The following is an 18,653-nucleotide window of genomic DNA, read 5'->3' on the forward strand; positions in this document are numbered from 1 at the left end:
CAGGGAATGGGCGACATCATAGCCACAGCCTGAGGTGGACGCGCATACCGGACTCAACGCGCTGCGGCTTCCGCTACGCAGGCGTGCTCCAGCGCCAGCTCCTTCGCCTTGCTGCACAGGAACTGCCGCTGTGCCTGCTCCTCGTCCGGCCCGGTGTATTGCAGCAAGGTCCACTGCTCCATGGCCTGCATTTGCGCGCCCGGCGCCAGCTGGCGGTAAGGCGCATGCACTTCCATTTCCAGCAGGCCATCTGCCGCACGCCGGGCTGGCGCATCCATGTACAACTCCACCTGCCCCTGCTCGGGATGGATGGCAGCCAGTGGCTCATGCGCAAAGCGAATGACCAGCACCTGCGCACCGGCAAAACCCGCCATCCAGCCTGCCGATGGCTGCAGCAACAGCTTGCCGCGCTGGATCAGCCCGTCCTTGCGCGCGTCCGCGCGCAGAGCAAGAAGGCCGGCACGGTGCTGGTAGGCCGGCGGTACGGTACCGGCCTCAGTCGGCGGCTGCACGCGGATATCGGCAGTCGCTGCCACCGGCACGAACACACGGGTGTTTGCTGCAACGCGCGTGTTGAACCATAGATCCCAGGCAACCGCGTGCTTGCGGATATTGCGTGCAGCAGCATGCACCTCGACCGTGTCCGCCCGTGTGCTGGACAGCGCGATGCGCTTGGTCAGCTGCACCCCCGTCACCGGACTGGGCACGCCTTCCAACGTCAGCTGGCCCGCATCACGCGCGGCCACACGCGTGGTGGCCAATGACAGATACGGATCAGGCGGCCATACCGCTGCCGCGGCCTTGCGCTCGGGGTTGACCTGCTGGTGCAGCCACCACTGGCTCTGCGGCCCCACCCATACGTCGTGGCCCAGATACGGAACATCCCCCGACCGCGCCGACACTTCAGCCACGGGTGAGCGGTCCACGGCGCGACCGATCTTCAACACACTGGGCTGCCCGCGCAGCTGAAACGACAGGATGCGTCCGCCAAAGGACGGCGTTGCACTCAGCTGCACCACATCGTTGCTCAGCTGGATGCGCTGCGCGGCAGCTGCCTGTTCTTTTGCGGGCTCATCGGCATGTGCGCCACTGACGCAAAGCACCGCCAACGCAGTGACAACAACCTGCGATAGGCGCAGAGACGGTGAGATGGGCATGCAGCACTTCCAGATGCAGGACGCAGGGATTGTGGCGCGGTGTCACGCTGGAAACTAGCGGCACGGTGTTACCCGCTATAGAGCGGTGACGCTATGCTCCCTGCTCAGCCGTCGAGTCCTCATGACATGGCGCTGTCGCAGTGGAAAGCCTGGACGGGCTGGAAGCGCACTTTCGCGACAAGGTGCGCGGGTTGGATACCGGCGCGCTGAAAAACTCCAGGCTTTCTTGCACGATTCGCGGTGACGGGCTTGCTTTAGTCGCCCGCAATACCCGCGCCTTGCTTATCGCTGACAGCTCCCACACCACACAGTGGCGCGTTGCCCGATGGTGGCATGTTTCAACGCACGCCCGCACTGCTTGCAGGGCTCGCCTTCGCGCCCGTACACCGTCAATTCCTGCTCGAAATAGCCGGGTGCACCATCGGGGCTGATAAAGTCCCGTAGCGTGGTCCCGCCGCGCCTGATCGCGTAGTCGAGAATGTCCTTTACGGCGGCAACCAGGCCGCGATACCGGTCAAGCGAGACCTTTCCGGCTTCACGCAATGGACTGATGCCTGCACGATGCAGGCTCTCGGCCGCATAAATATTGCCGACGCCAACCACCACCGCCTGATCCATCAGGAATGTCTTGACCGCCGCGCGGCGACCTCGCGAGAGCGCATAAAGATAATCGGCAGTAAATGCCTCCGATAATGGCTCGGGACCGAGTGCGGCAAGCAATTCATGCGTTTGTGCATCGGTTTGCCACAATAGACAACCAAACCGACGCGGGTCGTTGAAACGCAGGACGCGCCCATTCTGCAGGCTGATATCCACATGATCGTGCGCGCGCGGCAGGGTATCGCCCGGCAACACACGCAGGCTCCCCGACATGCCAAGATGCAGCAACGCGCTGCCACCTGCATCGGTATCCACCAGCAGATATTTCGCACGTCGCCGTACCTGCGTGATGGTGGCTCCAGGCAACAGGCGCTCGATCTGCTCGGCAATCGGCCACCGCAAATCCGGACGACGCAGGATCACGCCATGGATGCGTTGCCCAACCAGGTGTGGCGCAAGCCCACGCATGGTCGTTTCGACTTCGGGCAGCTCAGGCATCGAGGTTTCCAGATCAATCGGTCAGGCACCGGCAGACACCGATATGGAGGCCTGACTGCCGAAAAGCAATCAAGTGCAAACAAGCGCTGCGTTGATCCGGGCGCGATGCCTGACGTCGCTTAGCGACGCCTTTCAACATCAGCCCCTTTGGTGCCCGCGGAGGCGGCTGTCGCTGGTTCTTAGCGGAAGTAGCCCCGCGGACGAAGCATCGTAGATGCGTATCAGCGTGCTGCAATTGCCGCTGTCTGAGAGGCGGCCTGGCCGAAGAGGCGGCATGCCGCGGTATGCGCGGAGGAGGCGATGCGCAGGCAATCAGGCGTCCGTTGGACGCTGCGGGCGGCGTCGACTTGATGGCTCACATACCGCAGCCGCCGCAGTGCGCTACAAACTCAGGCTGTGACCAACATTCGGGCAAAAAAGAAACCCTCAGTCCAGTTGGACTGAGGGTTTCGGGTAAAGCCCCTGGCGATGACCTACTCTCGCATGGCTTGAGCCACACTACCATCGGCGCAGCTGCGTTTCACTTCCGAGTTCGGGATGGGATCGGGTGGTTCCACAGCGCTAATTTCACCAGGGAGACGGTTGGAGCGTCGCCATCCAAGAAACGGATTAAGGCGCCCAGTCTCGCATAGTTAACTTGTGACGTAGCTTGCATTTGATGATCTACCAACGTTCGTTGGGACCAAGGCAACTTGAGGTTATATGGTCAAGCCGCACGGATCATTAGTATCAGTTAGCTCAATACATTGCTGTACTTACACACCTGACCTATCAACCACGTAGTCTACATGGTTCCTTTAGGGGGCTTGTGCCCCGGGAAGTCTCATCTTGAGGCGCGCTTCCCGCTTAGATGCTTTCAGCGGTTATCGCTTCCGAACATAGCTACCCGGCAATGCCACTGGCGTGACAACCGGAACACCAGAGGTTCGTCCACTCCGGTCCTCTCGTACTAGGAGCAGCCCCTCTCAAACTTCCAACGCCCATGGCAGATAGGGACCGAACTGTCTCACGACGTTCTGAACCCAGCTCGCGTACCACTTTAAATGGCGAACAGCCATACCCTTGGGACCGACTACAGCCCCAGGATGTGATGAGCCGACATCGAGGTGCCAAACACCGCCGTCGATATGAACTCTTGGGCGGTATCAGCCTGTTATCCCCGGAGTACCTTTTATCCGTTGAGCGATGGCCCTTCCATACAGAACCACCGGATCACTAAGACCTACTTTCGTACCTGCTTGATCCGTCGATCTTGCAGTCAAGCACGCTTATGCCTTTGCACACAGTGCGCGATGTCCGACCGCGCTGAGCGTACCTTCGTGCTCCTCCGTTACTCTTTAGGAGGAGACCGCCCCAGTCAAACTACCCACCATACACGGTCCCTGATCCGGATAACGGACCTAGGTTAGAACGTCAAGCACGACAGGGTGGTATTTCAAGGATGGCTCCACTGCAGCTAGCGCCACAGTTTCATAGCCTCCCACCTATCCTACACAGACGAACTCAACGTTCAGTGTAAAGCTATAGTAAAGGTTCACGGGGTCTTTCCGTCTTGCCACGGGAACGCTGCATCTTCACAGCGATTTCAATTTCACTGAGTCTCGGGTGGAGACAGCGCCGCTGTCGTTACGCCATTCGTGCAGGTCGGAACTTACCCGACAAGGAATTTCGCTACCTTAGGACCGTTATAGTTACGGCCGCCGTTTACTGGGGCTTCGATCAAGAGCTTCGCCTTGCGGCTGACCCCATCAATTAACCTTCCAGCACCGGGCAGGCGTCACACCCTATACGTCCACTTTCGTGTTTGCAGAGTGCTGTGTTTTTGATAAACAGTCGCAGCGGCCTGGTTTCTGCGACCCTCTTCAGCTATAGCTCGCATGAGCCACCAAAAAGGGTGCACCTTCTCCCGAAGTTACGGTGCCATGTTGCCTAGTTCCTTCACCCGAGTTCTCTCAAGCGCCTGAGAATTCTCATCCTACCCACCTGTGTCGGTTTACGGTACGGTCTTCGTGAGCTGAAGCTTAGGAGCTTTTCCTGGAAGCGTGGTATCAGTGACTTCGCCATAAAGGCTCGTCTCGGTGCTCGGTCTTAAAGAATCCCGGATTTGCCAAAGATTCAAACCTACCGCCTTTCCCCGGGACAACCAACGCCCGGTACACCTAACCTTCTCCGTCCCTCCATCGCACTCACGCGAGGTGCAGGAATATTAACCTGCTTCCCATCGACTACGGCTTTCGCCCTCGCCTTAGGGACCGACTAACCCTGCGTCGATTAACGTTGCGCAAGGAAACCTTGGGCTTTCGGCGTGCGGGCTTTTCACCCGCATTATCGTTACTCATGTCAGCATTCGCACTTCCGATACCTCCAGCAGACTTCTCAATCCACCTTCGCAGGCTTACGGAACGCTCCTCTACCGCGCATAAAACAAGTTTTATGCACCCCAAGCTTCGGTTCACTGCTTAGCCCCGTTAAATCTTCCGCGCAGACCGACTCGACCAGTGAGCTATTACGCTTTCTTTAAAGGGTGGCTGCTTCTAAGCCAACCTCCTGGCTGTCTATGCCTTTCCACATCGTTTTCCACTTAGCAGTGAATTTGGGACCTTAGCTGTGGGTCTGGGTTGTTTCCCTTTTCACGACGGACGTTAGCACCCGCCGTGTGTCTCCCATACAGTCCGTCTCGGTATTCGGAGTTTGCAATGGTTTGGTAAGTCGCGATGACCCCCTAGCCATAACAGTGCTCTACCCCCGAGAGGATACATATGAGGCGCTACCTAAATAGCTTTCGAGGAGAACCAGCTATCTCCGGGTTCGATTAGCTTTTCACTCCTAATCACAGCTCATCCCCGTCTTTTGCAACAGACGTGGGTTCGGGCCTCCAGTACCTGTTACGGCACCTTCACCCTGGCCATGACTAGATCACCCGGTTTCGGGTCTACTGCCCGCGACTATGCGCCCTTATCAGACTCGGTTTCCCTTCGCCTCCCCTATACGGTTAAGCTTGCCACGAACAGTAAGTCGCTGACCCATTATACAAAAGGTACGCAGTCACTCTTGCGAGCTCCTACTGCTTGTACGCACACGGTTTCAGGATCTATTTCACTCCCCTCTCCGGGGTTCTTTTCGCCTTTCCCTCACGGTACTGGTTCACTATCGGTCGGTCAGGAGTATTTAGCCTTGGAGGATGGTCCCCCCATATTCAGACAGGGTTTCACGTGCCCCGCCCTACTCGTCTTCACTGGAGTGGCCCTTTTAAATACAGGGCTATCACCTTCTATGGCCAATCTTTCCAGATTGTTTTTCTAAAGCCATTCCAGCTTAAGGGCTGTTCCCCGTTCGCTCGTCACTACTCAGGGAATCTCGGTTGATTTCTTTTCCTCCGGTTACTTAGATATTTCAGTTCACCGGGTTCGCTTCCAGCAGCTATGAATTCACTGCAGGATACTGCCGAAGCAGTGGGTTTCCCCATTCGGATATTGCCGGATCAAAGCTTGTTGCCAGCTCCCCGACACTTTTCGCAGGCTACCACGTCCTTCATCGCCTCTGACCGCCTAGGCATCCACCGTGTGCGCTTATTCGCTTGACCATATAACCCCAAGTTGCCTCGGAGTTACATGTGCGTGTTGTGTGGGGTACAAAGCCACCAACGCGAACATACGACTCAATTATTTAGGGACTCGAAGTCCCCGCCTTAGCCTCAACGACACGTTTAGATAGATATCTCAAACGCTCGCTACGTCACAAGTTATAAAAGAACATGTATCAGCCTCAACGCTGATCCATATAAATTCTTAAGTGTGCACTACATTCAGAGTGGTGGGTCTGGGTAGACTCGAACTACCGACCTCACCCTTATCAGGGGTGCGCTCTAACCACCTGAGCTACAGACCCGAAGTCTTTTCACTCAATATGGTGGAGCCTGTCGGGATCGAACCGACGACCCCCTGCTTGCAAAGCAGGTGCTCTCCCAGCTGAGCTAAGGCCCCAAAAGGGACTTCGCATACCGACCTGTGCCGGTATGAATCTCTGAATGCAGGTAATTTGTGAGGACGCCCGACAGGACGAATGACGTCATGCTCAAAAGGAGGTGATCCAGCCGCACCTTCCGATACGGCTACCTTGTTACGACTTCACCCCAGTCATCGGCCACACCGTGGCAAGCGCCCTCCCGAAGGTTAAGCTACCTGCTTCTGGTGCAACAAACTCCCATGGTGTGACGGGCGGTGTGTACAAGGCCCGGGAACGTATTCACCGCAGCAATGCTGATCTGCGATTACTAGCGATTCCGACTTCATGGAGTCGAGTTGCAGACTCCAATCCGGACTGAGATAGGGTTTCTGGGATTGGCTTACCCTCGCGGGTTTGCAGCCCTCTGTCCCTACCATTGTAGTACGTGTGTAGCCCTGGTCGTAAGGGCCATGATGACTTGACGTCATCCCCACCTTCCTCCGGTTTGTCACCGGCGGTCTCCTTAGAGTTCCCACCATTACGTGCTGGCAACTAAGGACAAGGGTTGCGCTCGTTGCGGGACTTAACCCAACATCTCACGACACGAGCTGACGACAGCCATGCAGCACCTGTCTCACGGTTCCCGAAGGCACCAATCCATCTCTGGAAAGTTCCGTGGATGTCAAGACCAGGTAAGGTTCTTCGCGTTGCATCGAATTAAACCACATACTCCACCGCTTGTGCGGGCCCCCGTCAATTCCTTTGAGTTTCAGTCTTGCGACCGTACTCCCCAGGCGGCGAACTTAACGCGTTAGCTTCGATACTGCGTGCCAAATTGCACCCAACATCCAGTTCGCATCGTTTAGGGCGTGGACTACCAGGGTATCTAATCCTGTTTGCTCCCCACGCTTTCGTGCCTCAGTGTCAGTGTTGGTCCAGGTAGCCGCCTTCGCCACGGATGTTCCTCCCGATCTCTACGCATTTCACTGCTACACCGGGAATTCCGCTACCCTCTACCACACTCTAGTGACCCAGTATCCACTGCAATTCCCAGGTTGAGCCCAGGGCTTTCACAACAGACTTAAACCACCACCTACGCACGCTTTACGCCCAGTAATTCCGAGTAACGCTTGCACCCTTCGTATTACCGCGGCTGCTGGCACGAAGTTAGCCGGTGCTTATTCTTTGGGTACCGTCAGAACAATCGGGTATTAACCGACTGCTTTTCTTTCCCAACAAAAGGGCTTTACAACCCGAAGGCCTTCTTCACCCACGCGGCATGGCTGGATCAGGCTTGCGCCCATTGTCCAATATTCCCCACTGCTGCCTCCCGTAGGAGTCTGGACCGTGTCTCAGTTCCAGTGTGGCTGATCATCCTCTCAGACCAGCTACGGATCGTCGCCTTGGTGGGCCTTTACCCCGCCAACTAGCTAATCCGACATCGGCTCATTCAATCGCGCGAAGCCCGAAGGTCCTCCGCTTTCACCCGTAGGTCGTATGCGGTATTAGCGTAAGTTTCCCTACGTTATCCCCCACGAAAGAGTAGATTCCGATGTATTCCTCACCCGTCCGCCACTCGCCACCCATAAGAGCAAGCTCTTACTGTGCTGCCGTTCGACTTGCATGTGTTAGGCCTGCCGCCAGCGTTCACTCTGAGCCAGGATCAAACTCTTCACTTAAAATTACATGTCCGAAGACAAATACTTTAGCTGCAGAAGTTCAACCACTGACAACTTATCGCTTGCAAAGCAATTAATATGTTGCTTTTTGATTAAACGTCTGCAAGATGGACAATCATCCTTCCTGCAGGCGTCCGCACAAATTACCTGCGCACACTGTCAAAGAACATTGGGAAGTGGCCTCAGCGCCGTTCCCGTCAGCTTCGTCGTTTCCGTCGAAGCGAGCCGCCCATTATAGCGGACTTTTTCTTACCGTCAACACCTCATTTCGAGGTGGTTGACGCTGCTTCGTTTCGACTCGAAGGTTTTCTGCGAAGCGAGCCGGCCATATTAGCAGGCTTTTCATCCTCGTCAACCCCTCGTGAAGAGGAAGTTGCCGCCGCTGCACTTCAATCCGCCGTAGCGTCTTTCCGTGTAGCGAGCCGCCCATCATAGCCGGCTTTTTCGTTTCGTCAACACCTTGTGATGTTTTCGACTCGCCTCGTTCGTTGGTGCGGTGCTTGGAGAAGCGCCGCCGTCGTGAGCGAGGACGCGCATCTTATCGAGCCTGCGCAGAAGTGCAAGCACTTTTTGACACAGGCATGACATCGAGGCGCTTTTCGGCAGCCTGGCGACTGCCCCGGCTTGATCCTTTCGGCATTGAATTACGCAGGCTGATTCCGCTTGTTGATGCTCTCAGTGAGAATGCTCGCCTTAGTCAGGAGCCCCGCCATGCCGCCAGCCCGCAGCCTGTTCCGCGATCTGTCGCTGCCTGCGATTGCCGCGGGATTTGTCACCGTGTTGGTGGGGTTTGCCAGCTCTGCGGTGATCGTGTTCGAGGCGGCGCGGCATCTGGGGGCCGACCAGGCGCAGATCGCATCGTGGATGTGGGCGCTCGGGATCGGCATGGGCGTGACCTGCATCGGCTTGTCGCTGCGGTATCGGGTGCCGGTGGTAACGGCGTGGTCCACGCCCGGCGCGGCAATGCTGATCGGCAGCGCGGCGGGTGTGCCGTTGCGCGAGGCGATCGGTGCCTTCGTGGTGGCAGCGGTCCTGGGAGTGGTGGCCGGGTTCTCGGGGATGTTCGAGCGTGCGATCAAGCGCATTCCCATCGCGTTGGCGTCGGGCATGCTGGCCGGGGTGCTGCTGCGCTTTGGCCTGGATCTATTCGTGGCCATGCAGCGCCAGCGGGTGCTGGCGCTGGCGATGCTGGCGACCTATCTGGTGGGACGGCGCTGGTTTGCGCGCTATGCCGTGATTGCGACCTTGCTGGTCGGCGTCGCCATTGCCGCCAGCGGTGGGTTGCTGCACCTCGAAGCGGTGCAGCTGGAACTGGCAAGGCCGGTACTGGTGGTGCCGTCGCTGTCCTGGGCGGCGCTGTTCGGGCTGGCGATCCCGCTGTGGGTGGTCACCATGGCCTCGCAGAATGTGCCCGGGGTGGCGGTGATCCGGGCGTCTGGCTACACAGTGCCGATCTCGCCAACGATCGGCTGGATCGGCGTAGTCAACACCGTGCTGGCGCCGTTTGGTGGATATGCGTTGAATCTTGCGGCGATCACCGCCGCGATCTGCATGGGCCGCGAGGCGCATGAGGACCCGGCCCGTCGTTACACCGCAGCGGTGAGTGCGGGCGTGTTCTATGTGGTGATCGGGTTGTTCGGGGCGACCGTGGCCGCCGCGCTTGCGGCCTTTCCGCGCGAGCTGGTGATGGCCATCGCCGGGATCGCGCTGTTGGGCACGATCGGCAACAGCCTGGCGGCGGCGCTGCGCGAAGACAGCGAGCGCGAGGCGGCGTTGATCACGTTTCTGGTGACCGCCTCCGGGCTGACCCTGGGCGGGATCGGTGCTGCGTTCTGGGGACTGGTGGCCGGCACGGTCACCTTGCTGGTGCTGCGACCGCGACGTTAGCGGTAACCGACGCGGTTTGTATCTGCGCCTTGATGGGGCGGCGAGCCTTGGCTGGATGTGCGGATGCCAATGTCGCGCCTTGTACGGTCACGCGCTGCGGCCGCCCGCGGAGACTGCCATGCATATCACACGCTGCGTGTCGTAGTGTCAGGCGCTCTTGGTGCCTCGCTTCCGCGGCTGCCAGGCGCTGTGCGACAACAAGGATGGAGCCAGCCGCCGCCGGTGCGGAGAACCGCGTCGGACCCGAGGTGCCCACGCTGCCCGCGCGACACTGCGATACCAGGCCGCAGCGTCGGCGTGGCCGCGCCAGGTGGCGGCGCTTATTCGGGGTCGCGCAGCTGCAGCAGCCAGTGCGCCGTCACGCCGCTGGGGCTGGGCAGCGGTTCGAGGTGGAACTGGCGATACACCGGCGAGCCGTCCAGGGCGCGTAGCGGCAAGGTGACGTAGGCGGCGCGTCCCAGGCGCAGGGCGTCTTCGAGCAACTCGACCTTGGAGCGGGCGGCATCGTCGGCGACCAGGGCGAGCATGTCGCGGCCGATCAGGTCGGCCACCTCGGCCTGGCTGAGTTCGGCGAATGCCGGGTTGACGAAGATCAGCCGGTGCGCGGCAGCGCTGGCGCCCCGTTCGATGATGGCCACGCCGTCGCGCAGCCGCGACAGCGAGGCTTCGAGCAAGGTGAAATCCTGCTGGAAGCGCTTGCGTTCCATCAGCTCGATCAACACGCGCAGGCTACGCGCAGACTCCAGATGCAGCGGCGACCAACGCCGCGCGCGGCCGCGCACGGTCTGCTGCCAGAGATCGAAGCTCTTGCGCGGCGACAAGCGCGAGTTGGGGATGTCCTGCAGCTTGGCCAGCTGCGGGTTGCCTGCCCACTTGACCTGCTGCACCTGCTCGCGCCGGGTCCACAGCAGGGCGCTGCGCGATTGCGGCATCAGCGGCACGAAGATGAAGCCGGCGGCCAGCGGAGCCAGGTCGGCCAGCTCCGGAAAGACCTCGCCGATGGCATCCACATGCAGGGCGCCGACGGCGTCCTCGCGCAGGGCGTCGTGGTGCTCGGATTCGAGATGGTCGCGGATGCGCCGCAGCGCCGCCACATCCGGGGTACTGCCGTGACGGCTGATGTCTTCACCGTGGAAGACCGCCACGCCGTCGGCATCCACCACGTCCATCAGGTCCGGCGCCATGTCGGCGAGCATGTCCACGGTCAGGTGCTCGGCGTCGTTGAAGTCGGTGATCAGCTTTTCGCGGATGGTCAGCAACACCGATTCCAGCCGGGCACGCGCCACGGCCTGCAGCGCGCCGATGCGACCGGCCAGCGCGCGGGTCACCGCATCGGTGGCATCGCGCATGGTGTGGCTGGTGAAGTGCGGGCTGTAGTGATGGCAGGAAATCAGCCCCCACAGTGCGTCGTTGACCACGATGGAGGACACCAGCGTGGCGCTGACGCCCATGTTGGCCAGATATTCCAGGTGCACCGGCGAAACGCTGCGCAGGCTGACATCGCTCAGGTCCACCGGTGTGCCCAGGCGTGGATGCAGGGTGGGCTGGATCGGCGATGGCTGGTAGCCGACGTCGGCGATCTGGCGCACGCGGTTGCGCAGGTACAGCGCGCGCGCCTGCGCGGGGATGTCGCTGGCGGGGTAATGCAGGCCGAGATAGGCCTCCAGCTCGGGCTGGCGGGCCTCGGCGATGACATCGCCGTTCCATTCTTCGTCGAAGCGATAAATCATCACCCGGTCGAAGCCGATCATGTTGCGCAGGCCCTTGGCTGCGCGCACGGCCGCCTCGGCGATGCCCGGGTCGCGCTCGATGCTGCGCAACAGCGGCAAGGCCTCGCGCAGGGTGACGTCCATCAGGCGCGCGTCACGCGGCTCGATTTCGATCAACCACTGCTCCGGATACAGATGCCAGGCGGCTACCCAGGGGTGGTCGGGCGGCGCGCTGCGCTGCGGGAAGCGCACATCGGCATGCAACAGATGCTGCGGTTGGTCGTCCACCGCAGCCGGCAAGGTATCAGGCAGCTCCAGCACCTGGGTGTAGGGCATGCCCAGCAAGGCGTCCATCGGCACGCCGAGCAACTCGGCGGCGGTGGTACTGGCCTGCACGATCCGACCGTCGGCAGGTTCGATCACCAGCAGCACGCCATAGGGCTGGATCATGCCGGGAATGTGGATCGGCTCGCGCGCGCACTCGTCCATATCCAGGGGTTCGGTGTGCTGATTCACGGGCGCGGCTCCGCTGCGAGGCAGGTATGGAAATGGGCAAACATGGCATGCGCGCCATCGATGGCGGCCGCGTGGGTCTGCGGCGAATCCAGGCGTTGATCGAGCACGGCCTGAAACCGGCGCCAGGCGGCCGGGTCTTCGTCGGCCAGTTCGAAATACTGCAGCGCACTGGCCAGCGCGGGCTGGTGCCTGCGCAGGCCGCGGGCAATCACCCGGCCGCCCAGCTGGGCGCCCTCGATGACGTACAACATGCCCCAGCGCGCGGCGTCGGTGCGCACGTCAGGCAGCGCGAGCGGGGGATCCGGCGGTTGGTTCAGCGTGCGCAAGTCCGCGCGCAAGGCCGGCACGCGACGGCGATAGTGCCAGCCACTGCCGACCAGCGTGCCCAGCCAGCCGCTCAACTGCTCTTCGAAACCAGCCAGCAAGGCATGGTGGCGACGCAGGATCTGCACGTACGCGGCGCGGTCGACCTGCCCCTGCCCCAGCGCCTGCATCAGCGGCACCGCTTCGACCCGGCGATGCGTGTCCTGGGTGGCGTGACGCAGCACGCGTGCGGCCGATGACGGAACAGCCTGGGTGTCAGGACACATAAGCAATCGAGGCAGTGCCGCGGCACGGAGTGCACCAGCCTAGCAGCGCGCGCGCAAATCAGATAAAGCGGACACGAGCGCTAAATGAATCCGTTGGCATCACCCTTGCGCAGCAGCGGCAATTCCACTGCCCCGCCCTGCACGCTTCCATGCCATCCACCACCCTGCAGCGAGCAACAGGCCGGCCAGCAACCAGGGCGCGCCGGGCAGATGCAGCGGTGCGCCAGCGCCGATGAACCAGGCAAACACATTGGCGAACAACAGCGGGCCCGCAATGCCGGCCAGGCTGACCAGGCCAGTCAAGGCGCCCTGCACACGCCCCTGCGCATCGGCGCCGACCTCGCGGGTGATCAAGGCTTGCGCGGCGGGTGCGGCAACTGCCCACAACGCGCTGATCGGTACGCCGATCAGGAACATCGCGCCGCTGTCGGCCAGCCCGTAGATGACGAAGCCGATCACCCCGCAGCCCAGCCCCAGCAGCAAGGCGCGGCGTTCGCCGAGCCAGCGCACCAGGCGGCCGACCAGCAACGCATTGACGATGATGCTGCACACGCCAACCCCGGCCAGCACCCAGCTCACTTCGCGCGGGCCCCAGTGATATTGGTAGCCGGCGAACAGCACGAAGATGCTGGGATAGACGTAATGCGCCAGGTTGGCCAGGAACACCACCGAGGCCAGGCCGAACACCTGCGGATAACGGCGCAGCAGCTTGAGCGCGCCGAGCGGATTGGCGTGCGACCACTCCAGGCGCGCAGTGCGACGTTCGGCGGGCAGCGATTCGGGCAGCACGAAGCAGCCGTACAGCACATTCAACAAGGCCAGCCCGGCGGCAAACCAGAACGGCCAGCGCAACCCGATGCTGCCCAGCCAGCCGCCGATCAAGGGGCCGGCGACAAAACCAATGCCGAACGCGGCGCCGAGCATGCCGAAGGCGCCGGCGCGTTTGTCGGCCGGTGTGACGTCGGCGATGTAGGCGTTGGCGGTGGAAAAGCTGGCCGAGCACATGCCGGAGATCACCCGGGCCAGCAGCAGCATGGGCAGGCTGTGGGCGACCGCCATCAGGATGAAGTCCAGGCCCAGGCCCAGGCATGACAGAAGGATCACCGGGCGTCGGCCGAAGCGGTCGGACATTGCGCCTTGCAGCGGCGAGCAGACGAACTGGATGGCGGCGAACAGGAAGCCGAACCAGCCGATCCAGCCGGCGGCCACCACGTAGTCGCCGCCGGTGAAATGTCGCACCAGATCCGGCAGCACCGGGATGATCACACCGAACGACAGCACGTCGATCAGGACGGTGATGAAGATGAAGATCAATGCGGCGCGGCGGCGCCCCGGAGCGGCAGCGGAATCGGCGGGGAGAGACATCGCGCGGCCCAGGGTAGCGAGGTGGGGAGTGTAGCTGCGGATGGAGCGCGGTGCCGGGGGTAGCGGGGGCTGCGTGATCCGGCACCGCCTGGCGAGTGGCGTTGATGGTTGGTTGGCTGGGGTGCCCTCCCCTCATCCGCCCTTCGGACACCTTCTCCCGCTAGCGGGAGAAGGGGGTGTGCCGCCGGGCTGCCGGTGGTGGTTCTTGGACGCTGAGGGGCTGGGTCCGGGCTGAGGGGCTGAGGGGCTGAGGCTGAGGCTGAGGCTGAGGCTGAGAGGCTGGGGCTGGGTGGGGCTGGTGGTGAGGGGGCGCGATGACGTCGGGGCCGGCGCTGGATGCTTCCAGATACCTGTCTTCTCCCGCTGGCGGAGAAGACAGCGTGCCGCCGGGCGACCGGTGGTTGGCTATTCGACGCTGATGGTCTGGGTCAGGGTGTGGCTGGCGCCGGGGGCGAGTTCGATGACGTCGGGGCCGGCGTTGGCCGCTTCGAGGCAGACGTAGTCGCGCCAGCCCTCGCCCACGTCGGCCATCTTTTTGGCGGCCTCTTCGCCCGGGTTCCAGGCCACCAGCGAGCGGCTGCCTTCGGTGGCGATGACGATGCGGCGGCCGAGTACCGGGTCGGTGAGGGTGTAGCGGCCGCCGGCGTTGGTGTAGATGCGGTCGCTGCGGCCGGGGTCGCGCGGGTCGCGCAGGCTCCAGTCGCCTTGCTGACGGTGGGCGGTGGCGTAGTTTTCGTATTTATCGAGGTAATCCAGCCCGTCCAGTCCCTGCACGCTGACCTTGAGCGCATCGCCCACGCGGAAATAGTTGTGCAGCGCCTGGGTGAAACGCACCGCGGCGGCGCTGGTGTTTTCGGTGATCAGGCGTTGCTCCAGGGTGCGGCCGATGCGCAGTGTCATGCGCAGGCGCAGCGCCAGGTCGTCGAAGCGCGGCGGGGTGAGCGTGAGCACCACGGTGCCGTCGTCCTCGCGGTGGCTCTCGGTGAGTTGCCACGCCACCGTGCGCACGAAGCCATGGGCGGGCACATCGCCGGTCTGGTCCTGGCGGCCGAAATACGGCCAGCACACCGGCGCGCCGCCGCGGATCGGGGTGGGCGGCTGCTGGGCGGTGGGCGACAGCCACATCACGTCCTGCCCGCCCTTGGGCACGAACGACAGCAGCTGGCCGCCGAACAGGCTGATGGCGGCGGTGGAGAACGGGGTGTCGATCAGCAACGAGGGAAAGCCGTGGAAATCGCCTGTGGTCAGGCCGGTGGTGTCGGACATGGGGGATGCCTTGTGGACGATGGGGGATTGGGCGAAGGCGGGGTACGCGGCCGGCAGCTTGAATGCTGTGGCGCGCACTGCAGCGGCGCCGGTGAGCGCCGGGGCGGCACGCAGTGCGGTGAGGATGCGCTGGCCGGGGCGGCCGTCGGCCGGTTGCAGGCCCAGGCGGGTCTGTTCGACCTGGATGGCGCGGCGGGTAGCGCTGCCGACCATGCCGTCGGCTTCGCCGATCTGGTGACCGCGGGCGAGCAGCAACTGCTGCAGTTCGCGCCGTTCCGGGCGGCCCAGGCCGGGGTCGTCGGTGGGCCAGGCGGCGACCAGGCCGGGGTCGCCGCGCAGGCGGTCGGCCAGCAGGGCGATCGACAGCGCGTAACTTTCCGCGGCGTTGTAGGCGTAGATCGCATCGTAGTTGCGGAACACCAGGAACGCCGGGCCGGTGGCGCCGGCCGGCAGCAGCACGGCGGCGGGGGTCTCGGCCGGCAGCCCGGTTGGCGCCAGCGGTTTGCCATCGGTGCCGAGCAGGCCGGCGTTTTGCCAGGCTTGCAGCGACTGGCGGCGGGTGCGGCCGGCCTTGCTGGCGTCGAAGCCGCGCGGCAGCGTGACTTCCATGCCCCAAGGGCGGGCGCGCTCCCAGCCGGCCTTGACCAGGTAGTTGGCGGTGGAGGCCAGTGCATCGGGAATGCTGGCGACCAGATCGCGGCGGCCGTCGCCGTCTCCATCCACCGCGATGCGTGCGTAGGTCGAGGGCATGAACTGGGTCTGCCCGAACGCGCCGGCCCAGGAGCCGGTGAGTCCATCGGCGGACAGATCGCCTTGCTGCAGCAGGCCGAGCAAGGCGAGGAATTCGCCACGGAAGAACGGTTGGCGGCGGCCTTCGCACGCCAGCGTGGCCAGCGACACCAGCAGCGGGCGCTTGCCGGTGACGCGGCCGTAGTCGCTTTCCACGCCCCACACCGCGACGATGGTGGCCGGGTCCACGCCGGTCTGTTCGGACAGGCGGGTCAGCAGCTCGTGGTGGGTGACCAGCATGGCCTGGCCGTCGGTGACACGCTGGCTGTCCACCAGGCTGGCCAGGTAATCCCAGATCGGTGTGGTGAATTCGGGCTGGGCATCGAGTAGTGGCAGCACGCTGGGATCGGGCGCCAGCCCGGTGGTGAAGCGCTGGAAGCTGGCGGCGTCCACGCCCTTGGCCGCGGCCTGGGTCTGCAGGCTGGCCAGGCAACGGTCGAAGGCCGGGTCGGCATAGGCAACCAGCGGCAGCAGTCCCATCAATAACGGCAGTGCGCGCCGGGGCAGCGTCATGGCGCGGTGGCCAGCGGATGGGCAGACGTCATGCGGTGGAGGGCTCCTGCGCGGCTGGTCGAGCTGACGAGCATAGCCAACCTGACTGGTTGCGGGCGTGCAGGTGGTCGCGAGGGTATGCGTAGCTAGGTGAAGCCCGCCGCCGTCGAAGCCACCGGTGTTGCCGTCGGCCCGACGGGCCTAGCTGCCGTCGCCGGTGACCCCGGTCAGCAGCGACAGGGCCGGCGCCGATGCGGCGCCATCGGCCACCCGGCGCGTGCGGGCGCGGCGCGGGGCATCGTGGCGCGGGCCGAAGCGAATCAGTGCAGTGGCCACGCAGGCGGGCAACACAACCGCGAACACGACCGCCGCCAGGAGCACCCATTGCCAGAGATTGAAGGTTGCCATGATCCGAGTCCCACCCCGCGGCGGAGTTCGCCAGCGCGGCAAGCTTCCGGGATCGGCTGCGAACGTGGCGTCGACAAACGGCGGGTCTGGATGCCGTTCGTCGGGCTGAACCGGGCTTCTGGGCAGCGCGTTGGGGTGCGGACGGGTCGGTTGGCTGCGCGGGTGTGCAGACGTGGTTGGGGTTGCGTGGGCTGCGGTAGCGACTGGCCCGGGTCGTGCTCAGCGCGCGTCGAGGTAGTACCAGTGGCCGGCTTCGCGCACGAAACGGCTGTGTTCGGTCATGCGCACCGCGCTGCCGCCACCGATGCGATAGCGCGCCAGAAAGATCACTTCGGCGGTGTCGGGGCCGGTCGCGAGGGCGCGCTGTACGGTCAGGCCGAGCCAGGTGGTGCGCCCGCCTTCGTCCAGCGACAGCTCCGGCGGGCGCGTGGACGGATGCCAGCTGGCCAGCAGGTAAGCGGTATCGCGGCGCACATAGGCACTGTAGCGGGCGCGCATCAGGGTCTCGGCGTCGGGCGCGGCGGCGCCTGCGTGGTACGGGCCGCAGCACTGCGCGTAGTTGGCGGGGCGGCCGCAGGGACAGGGGTCGGTGGGTGTGGAGGTTGGCATGCGGGGATTGTGCGGGATGGGATTGGGGATTGGGGCGTTGTTTAGCAGCCTCTGATCGAACAACGAGGCTTGGCCCCGTACCCTCACCCCAACCCCCTCTCCTGCGGGAGCGGGGCTTTGGATGCCGTGATCTGATGTGGCACGGTCTCCATTGGCGTGTGCGTGGGTGACACGGGGCAGGCATCGGCTTGCTACTGCTGATGCTGATACTGCAACTCCCGACGCGGCTACACCTGCCGCGATTCCGCGTAGCTTTTACTGCGGCGCGCGAGCTCGGTGCACTCGCTATGCTGTCGCCCCCGTTGTGTGGAGCGTGGCCTTGCTGGAATTGATTCCCACCGAATTGCCCTGGCTGCTGTGCATCGCATTCGTTGCCGGGCTGGTGGATGCGGCGGTGGGTGGCGGTGGGTTGATCCAGTTGCCGGGCCTGTTTGCGACGCTGCCGCAGCAGGCGCCGTCGCTGATTCTGGGCACCAACAAGTTCAGCGCAATGTTCGGCACCGCGGCGTCGGCGTGGCGGTATGCGCGCACTGTGCGCTTTCCGTGGCGGCCGGTGCTGTATGCAACGGTGGCGGCGTTTACGTTTTCGTTTCTGGGCGCGACCGCCGTCAGCCTGATGCCCAAGCAGGCGGTGCGGCCGCTGATTCTGGTGCTGCTGGTCGCGATGTTGATCTACACCCTGATCAAGAAGGACTTCGGTGCGCTGCATCGGCCACGCCGGATCGGCCGGCGCGAACTGGCCACCGCGTTGGCGATGGGCGCGGCAATCGGGTTCTACGACGGGTTCTTCGGCCCGGGCACGGGCAGCTTTCTGATCTTCCTGTTCATCCGCTTTTTCGGGCTGGATTTCCTGCGTGCTTCGGCGGCGGCCAAGGTGGTGAACCTGGCCACCAATCTGGCAGCGCTGTCGTTCTTTTTGCCCAGCGGGCAGGTGATGCTGGCGATCGGTATCCCGATGGCGGTAGCGAACGTGGCCGGCGCAGTGGCCGGCACGCGAATGGCGTTACGCGGTGGCACGCCGTTGATCCGCAAATTATTCCTGGTGCTGGTGATCGTGCTGATCGGCAAGATGGGCTGGGATCTGCTGCAGCAGTAAGTGCAACTTGCTGGCGATGCGACATGCTCGACGCGGTGACACCACCC

10 protein-coding genes, 2 tRNA genes and 3 rRNA genes are annotated in these 18,653 nt (G+C 63.1%); 2 read left to right on the forward strand and 13 right to left on the reverse strand.

The genetic code is table 11. The features are described 5' to 3' along the window. Positions 1-53 precede the first annotated feature (53 nt). From RZV17_RS19770 to RZV17_RS19800, 7 genes are all read right to left on the reverse strand, one after another. Positions 54-1,157, reverse strand: a complete 1,104-nt coding sequence (locus RZV17_RS19770; RefSeq protein WP_355605957.1) for a DUF4380 domain-containing protein — start codon at positions 1,155-1,157, stop codon at positions 54-56. 282 nt (positions 1,158-1,439) lie between these two features. Then, positions 1,440-2,255, reverse strand: coding sequence for a bifunctional DNA-formamidopyrimidine glycosylase/DNA-(apurinic or apyrimidinic site) lyase (mutM, locus tag RZV17_RS19775; RefSeq protein ID WP_184376295.1), 816 nt, complete (start codon positions 2,253-2,255; stop codon positions 1,440-1,442). 460 nt (positions 2,256-2,715) lie between these two features. After that, positions 2,716-2,830 (reverse strand): 5S ribosomal RNA (gene rrf, locus RZV17_RS19780). Positions 2,831-2,957: 127 nt separating this feature from the next. Next, positions 2,958-5,838, reverse strand: a 23S ribosomal RNA gene (locus RZV17_RS19785). 228 nt (positions 5,839-6,066) lie between these two features. Further along, a tRNA-Ile gene (locus tag RZV17_RS19790) sits at positions 6,067-6,143 on the reverse strand. Positions 6,144-6,162: 19 nt separating this feature from the next. Then, a tRNA-Ala gene (locus RZV17_RS19795) sits at positions 6,163-6,238 on the reverse strand. Between the two features lie 94 nt (positions 6,239-6,332). Beyond that, positions 6,333-7,879, reverse strand: a 16S ribosomal RNA gene (locus RZV17_RS19800). Together the 16S, 23S and 5S rRNA genes with 2 tRNA genes alongside form the textbook arrangement of a ribosomal RNA operon. Before the next feature lie 711 nt (positions 7,880-8,590). On the opposite strand from RZV17_RS19800, the gene RZV17_RS19805 reads away from it, so the two are divergent. Continuing rightward, on the forward strand, positions 8,591-9,766 hold the full coding sequence (locus RZV17_RS19805; protein WP_184368244.1) for a benzoate/H(+) symporter BenE family transporter: 1,176 nt from the start codon (positions 8,591-8,593) through the stop codon (positions 9,764-9,766). Positions 9,767-10,086: 320 nt separating this feature from the next. Here RZV17_RS19805 and bphP read toward each other — a convergent pair whose 3' ends face one another. The 6 genes from bphP to RZV17_RS19835 form a co-directional block, all read right to left on the reverse strand. Next, on the reverse strand, positions 10,087-11,991 hold the full coding sequence (gene bphP, locus RZV17_RS19810; RefSeq protein ID WP_047696398.1) for a bacteriophytochrome BphP: 1,905 nt from the start codon (positions 11,989-11,991) through the stop codon (positions 10,087-10,089). After that, a complete protein-coding gene (locus RZV17_RS19815) occupies positions 11,988-12,581 on the reverse strand; it encodes a biliverdin-producing heme oxygenase (RefSeq protein WP_104581848.1) in 594 nt (197 codons plus the stop codon). The genes bphP and RZV17_RS19815 overlap by 4 nt, the downstream gene beginning before the upstream one ends. Positions 12,582-12,680: 99 nt before the next feature. Continuing rightward, positions 12,681-13,946, reverse strand: coding sequence for a TCR/Tet family MFS transporter (locus tag RZV17_RS19820; protein WP_184368248.1), 1,266 nt, complete (start codon positions 13,944-13,946; stop codon positions 12,681-12,683). A gap of 405 nt (positions 13,947-14,351) precedes the next feature. After that, positions 14,352-16,514, reverse strand: a complete 2,163-nt coding sequence (locus RZV17_RS19825; RefSeq protein WP_355605964.1) for a lytic murein transglycosylase — start codon at positions 16,512-16,514, stop codon at positions 14,352-14,354. Positions 16,515-16,694: 180 nt separating this feature from the next. Further along, entirely contained in the window at positions 16,695-16,901 is a 207-nt protein-coding gene (locus RZV17_RS19830) for a hypothetical protein (protein ID WP_166744647.1), read from the reverse strand. Positions 16,902-17,120: 219 nt separating this feature from the next. Next, on the reverse strand, positions 17,121-17,510 hold the full coding sequence (locus tag RZV17_RS19835; RefSeq protein WP_039415530.1) for a YchJ family protein: 390 nt from the start codon (positions 17,508-17,510) through the stop codon (positions 17,121-17,123). Between the two features lie 313 nt (positions 17,511-17,823). Here RZV17_RS19835 and RZV17_RS19840 point away from each other — a divergent pair, with 313 nt between their 5' ends. After that, a complete protein-coding gene (locus RZV17_RS19840) occupies positions 17,824-18,606 on the forward strand; it encodes a TSUP family transporter (RefSeq protein WP_199680269.1) in 783 nt (260 codons plus the stop codon). Positions 18,607-18,653 lie beyond the last annotated feature (47 nt).

The organism is Xanthomonas cannabis (assembly GCF_040616535.1).
Classification (GTDB): domain Bacteria; phylum Pseudomonadota; class Gammaproteobacteria; order Xanthomonadales; family Xanthomonadaceae; genus Xanthomonas; species Xanthomonas cannabis.

What these genes read in the sequence shown, in the direction of transcription:
- RZV17_RS19770 (WP_355605957.1), bottom strand. Translation starts at nt 1,157, where the DNA reads ATGCCCATCTCACCGTCTCTGCGCCTATCGCAGGTTGTTGTCACTGCG.
- mutM (WP_184376295.1), bottom strand. Translation starts at nt 2,255, where the DNA reads ATGCCTGAGCTGCCCGAAGTCGAAACGACCATGCGTGGGCTTGCGCCA.
- RZV17_RS19805 (WP_184368244.1), top strand. Translation starts at nt 8,591, where the DNA reads ATGCCGCCAGCCCGCAGCCTGTTCCGCGATCTGTCGCTGCCTGCGATT.
- RZV17_RS19815 (WP_104581848.1), bottom strand. Translation starts at nt 12,581, where the DNA reads ATGTGTCCTGACACCCAGGCTGTTCCGTCATCGGCCGCACGCGTGCTG.
- RZV17_RS19820 (WP_184368248.1), bottom strand. Translation starts at nt 13,946, where the DNA reads ATGTCTCTCCCCGCCGATTCCGCTGCCGCTCCGGGGCGCCGCCGCGCC.
- RZV17_RS19825 (WP_355605964.1), bottom strand. Translation starts at nt 16,514, where the DNA reads ATGACGCTGCCCCGGCGCGCACTGCCGTTATTGATGGGACTGCTGCCG.
- RZV17_RS19830 (WP_166744647.1), bottom strand. Translation starts at nt 16,901, where the DNA reads ATGGCAACCTTCAATCTCTGGCAATGGGTGCTCCTGGCGGCGGTCGTG.
- RZV17_RS19835 (WP_039415530.1), bottom strand. Translation starts at nt 17,510, where the DNA reads ATGCCAACCTCCACACCCACCGACCCCTGTCCCTGCGGCCGCCCCGCC.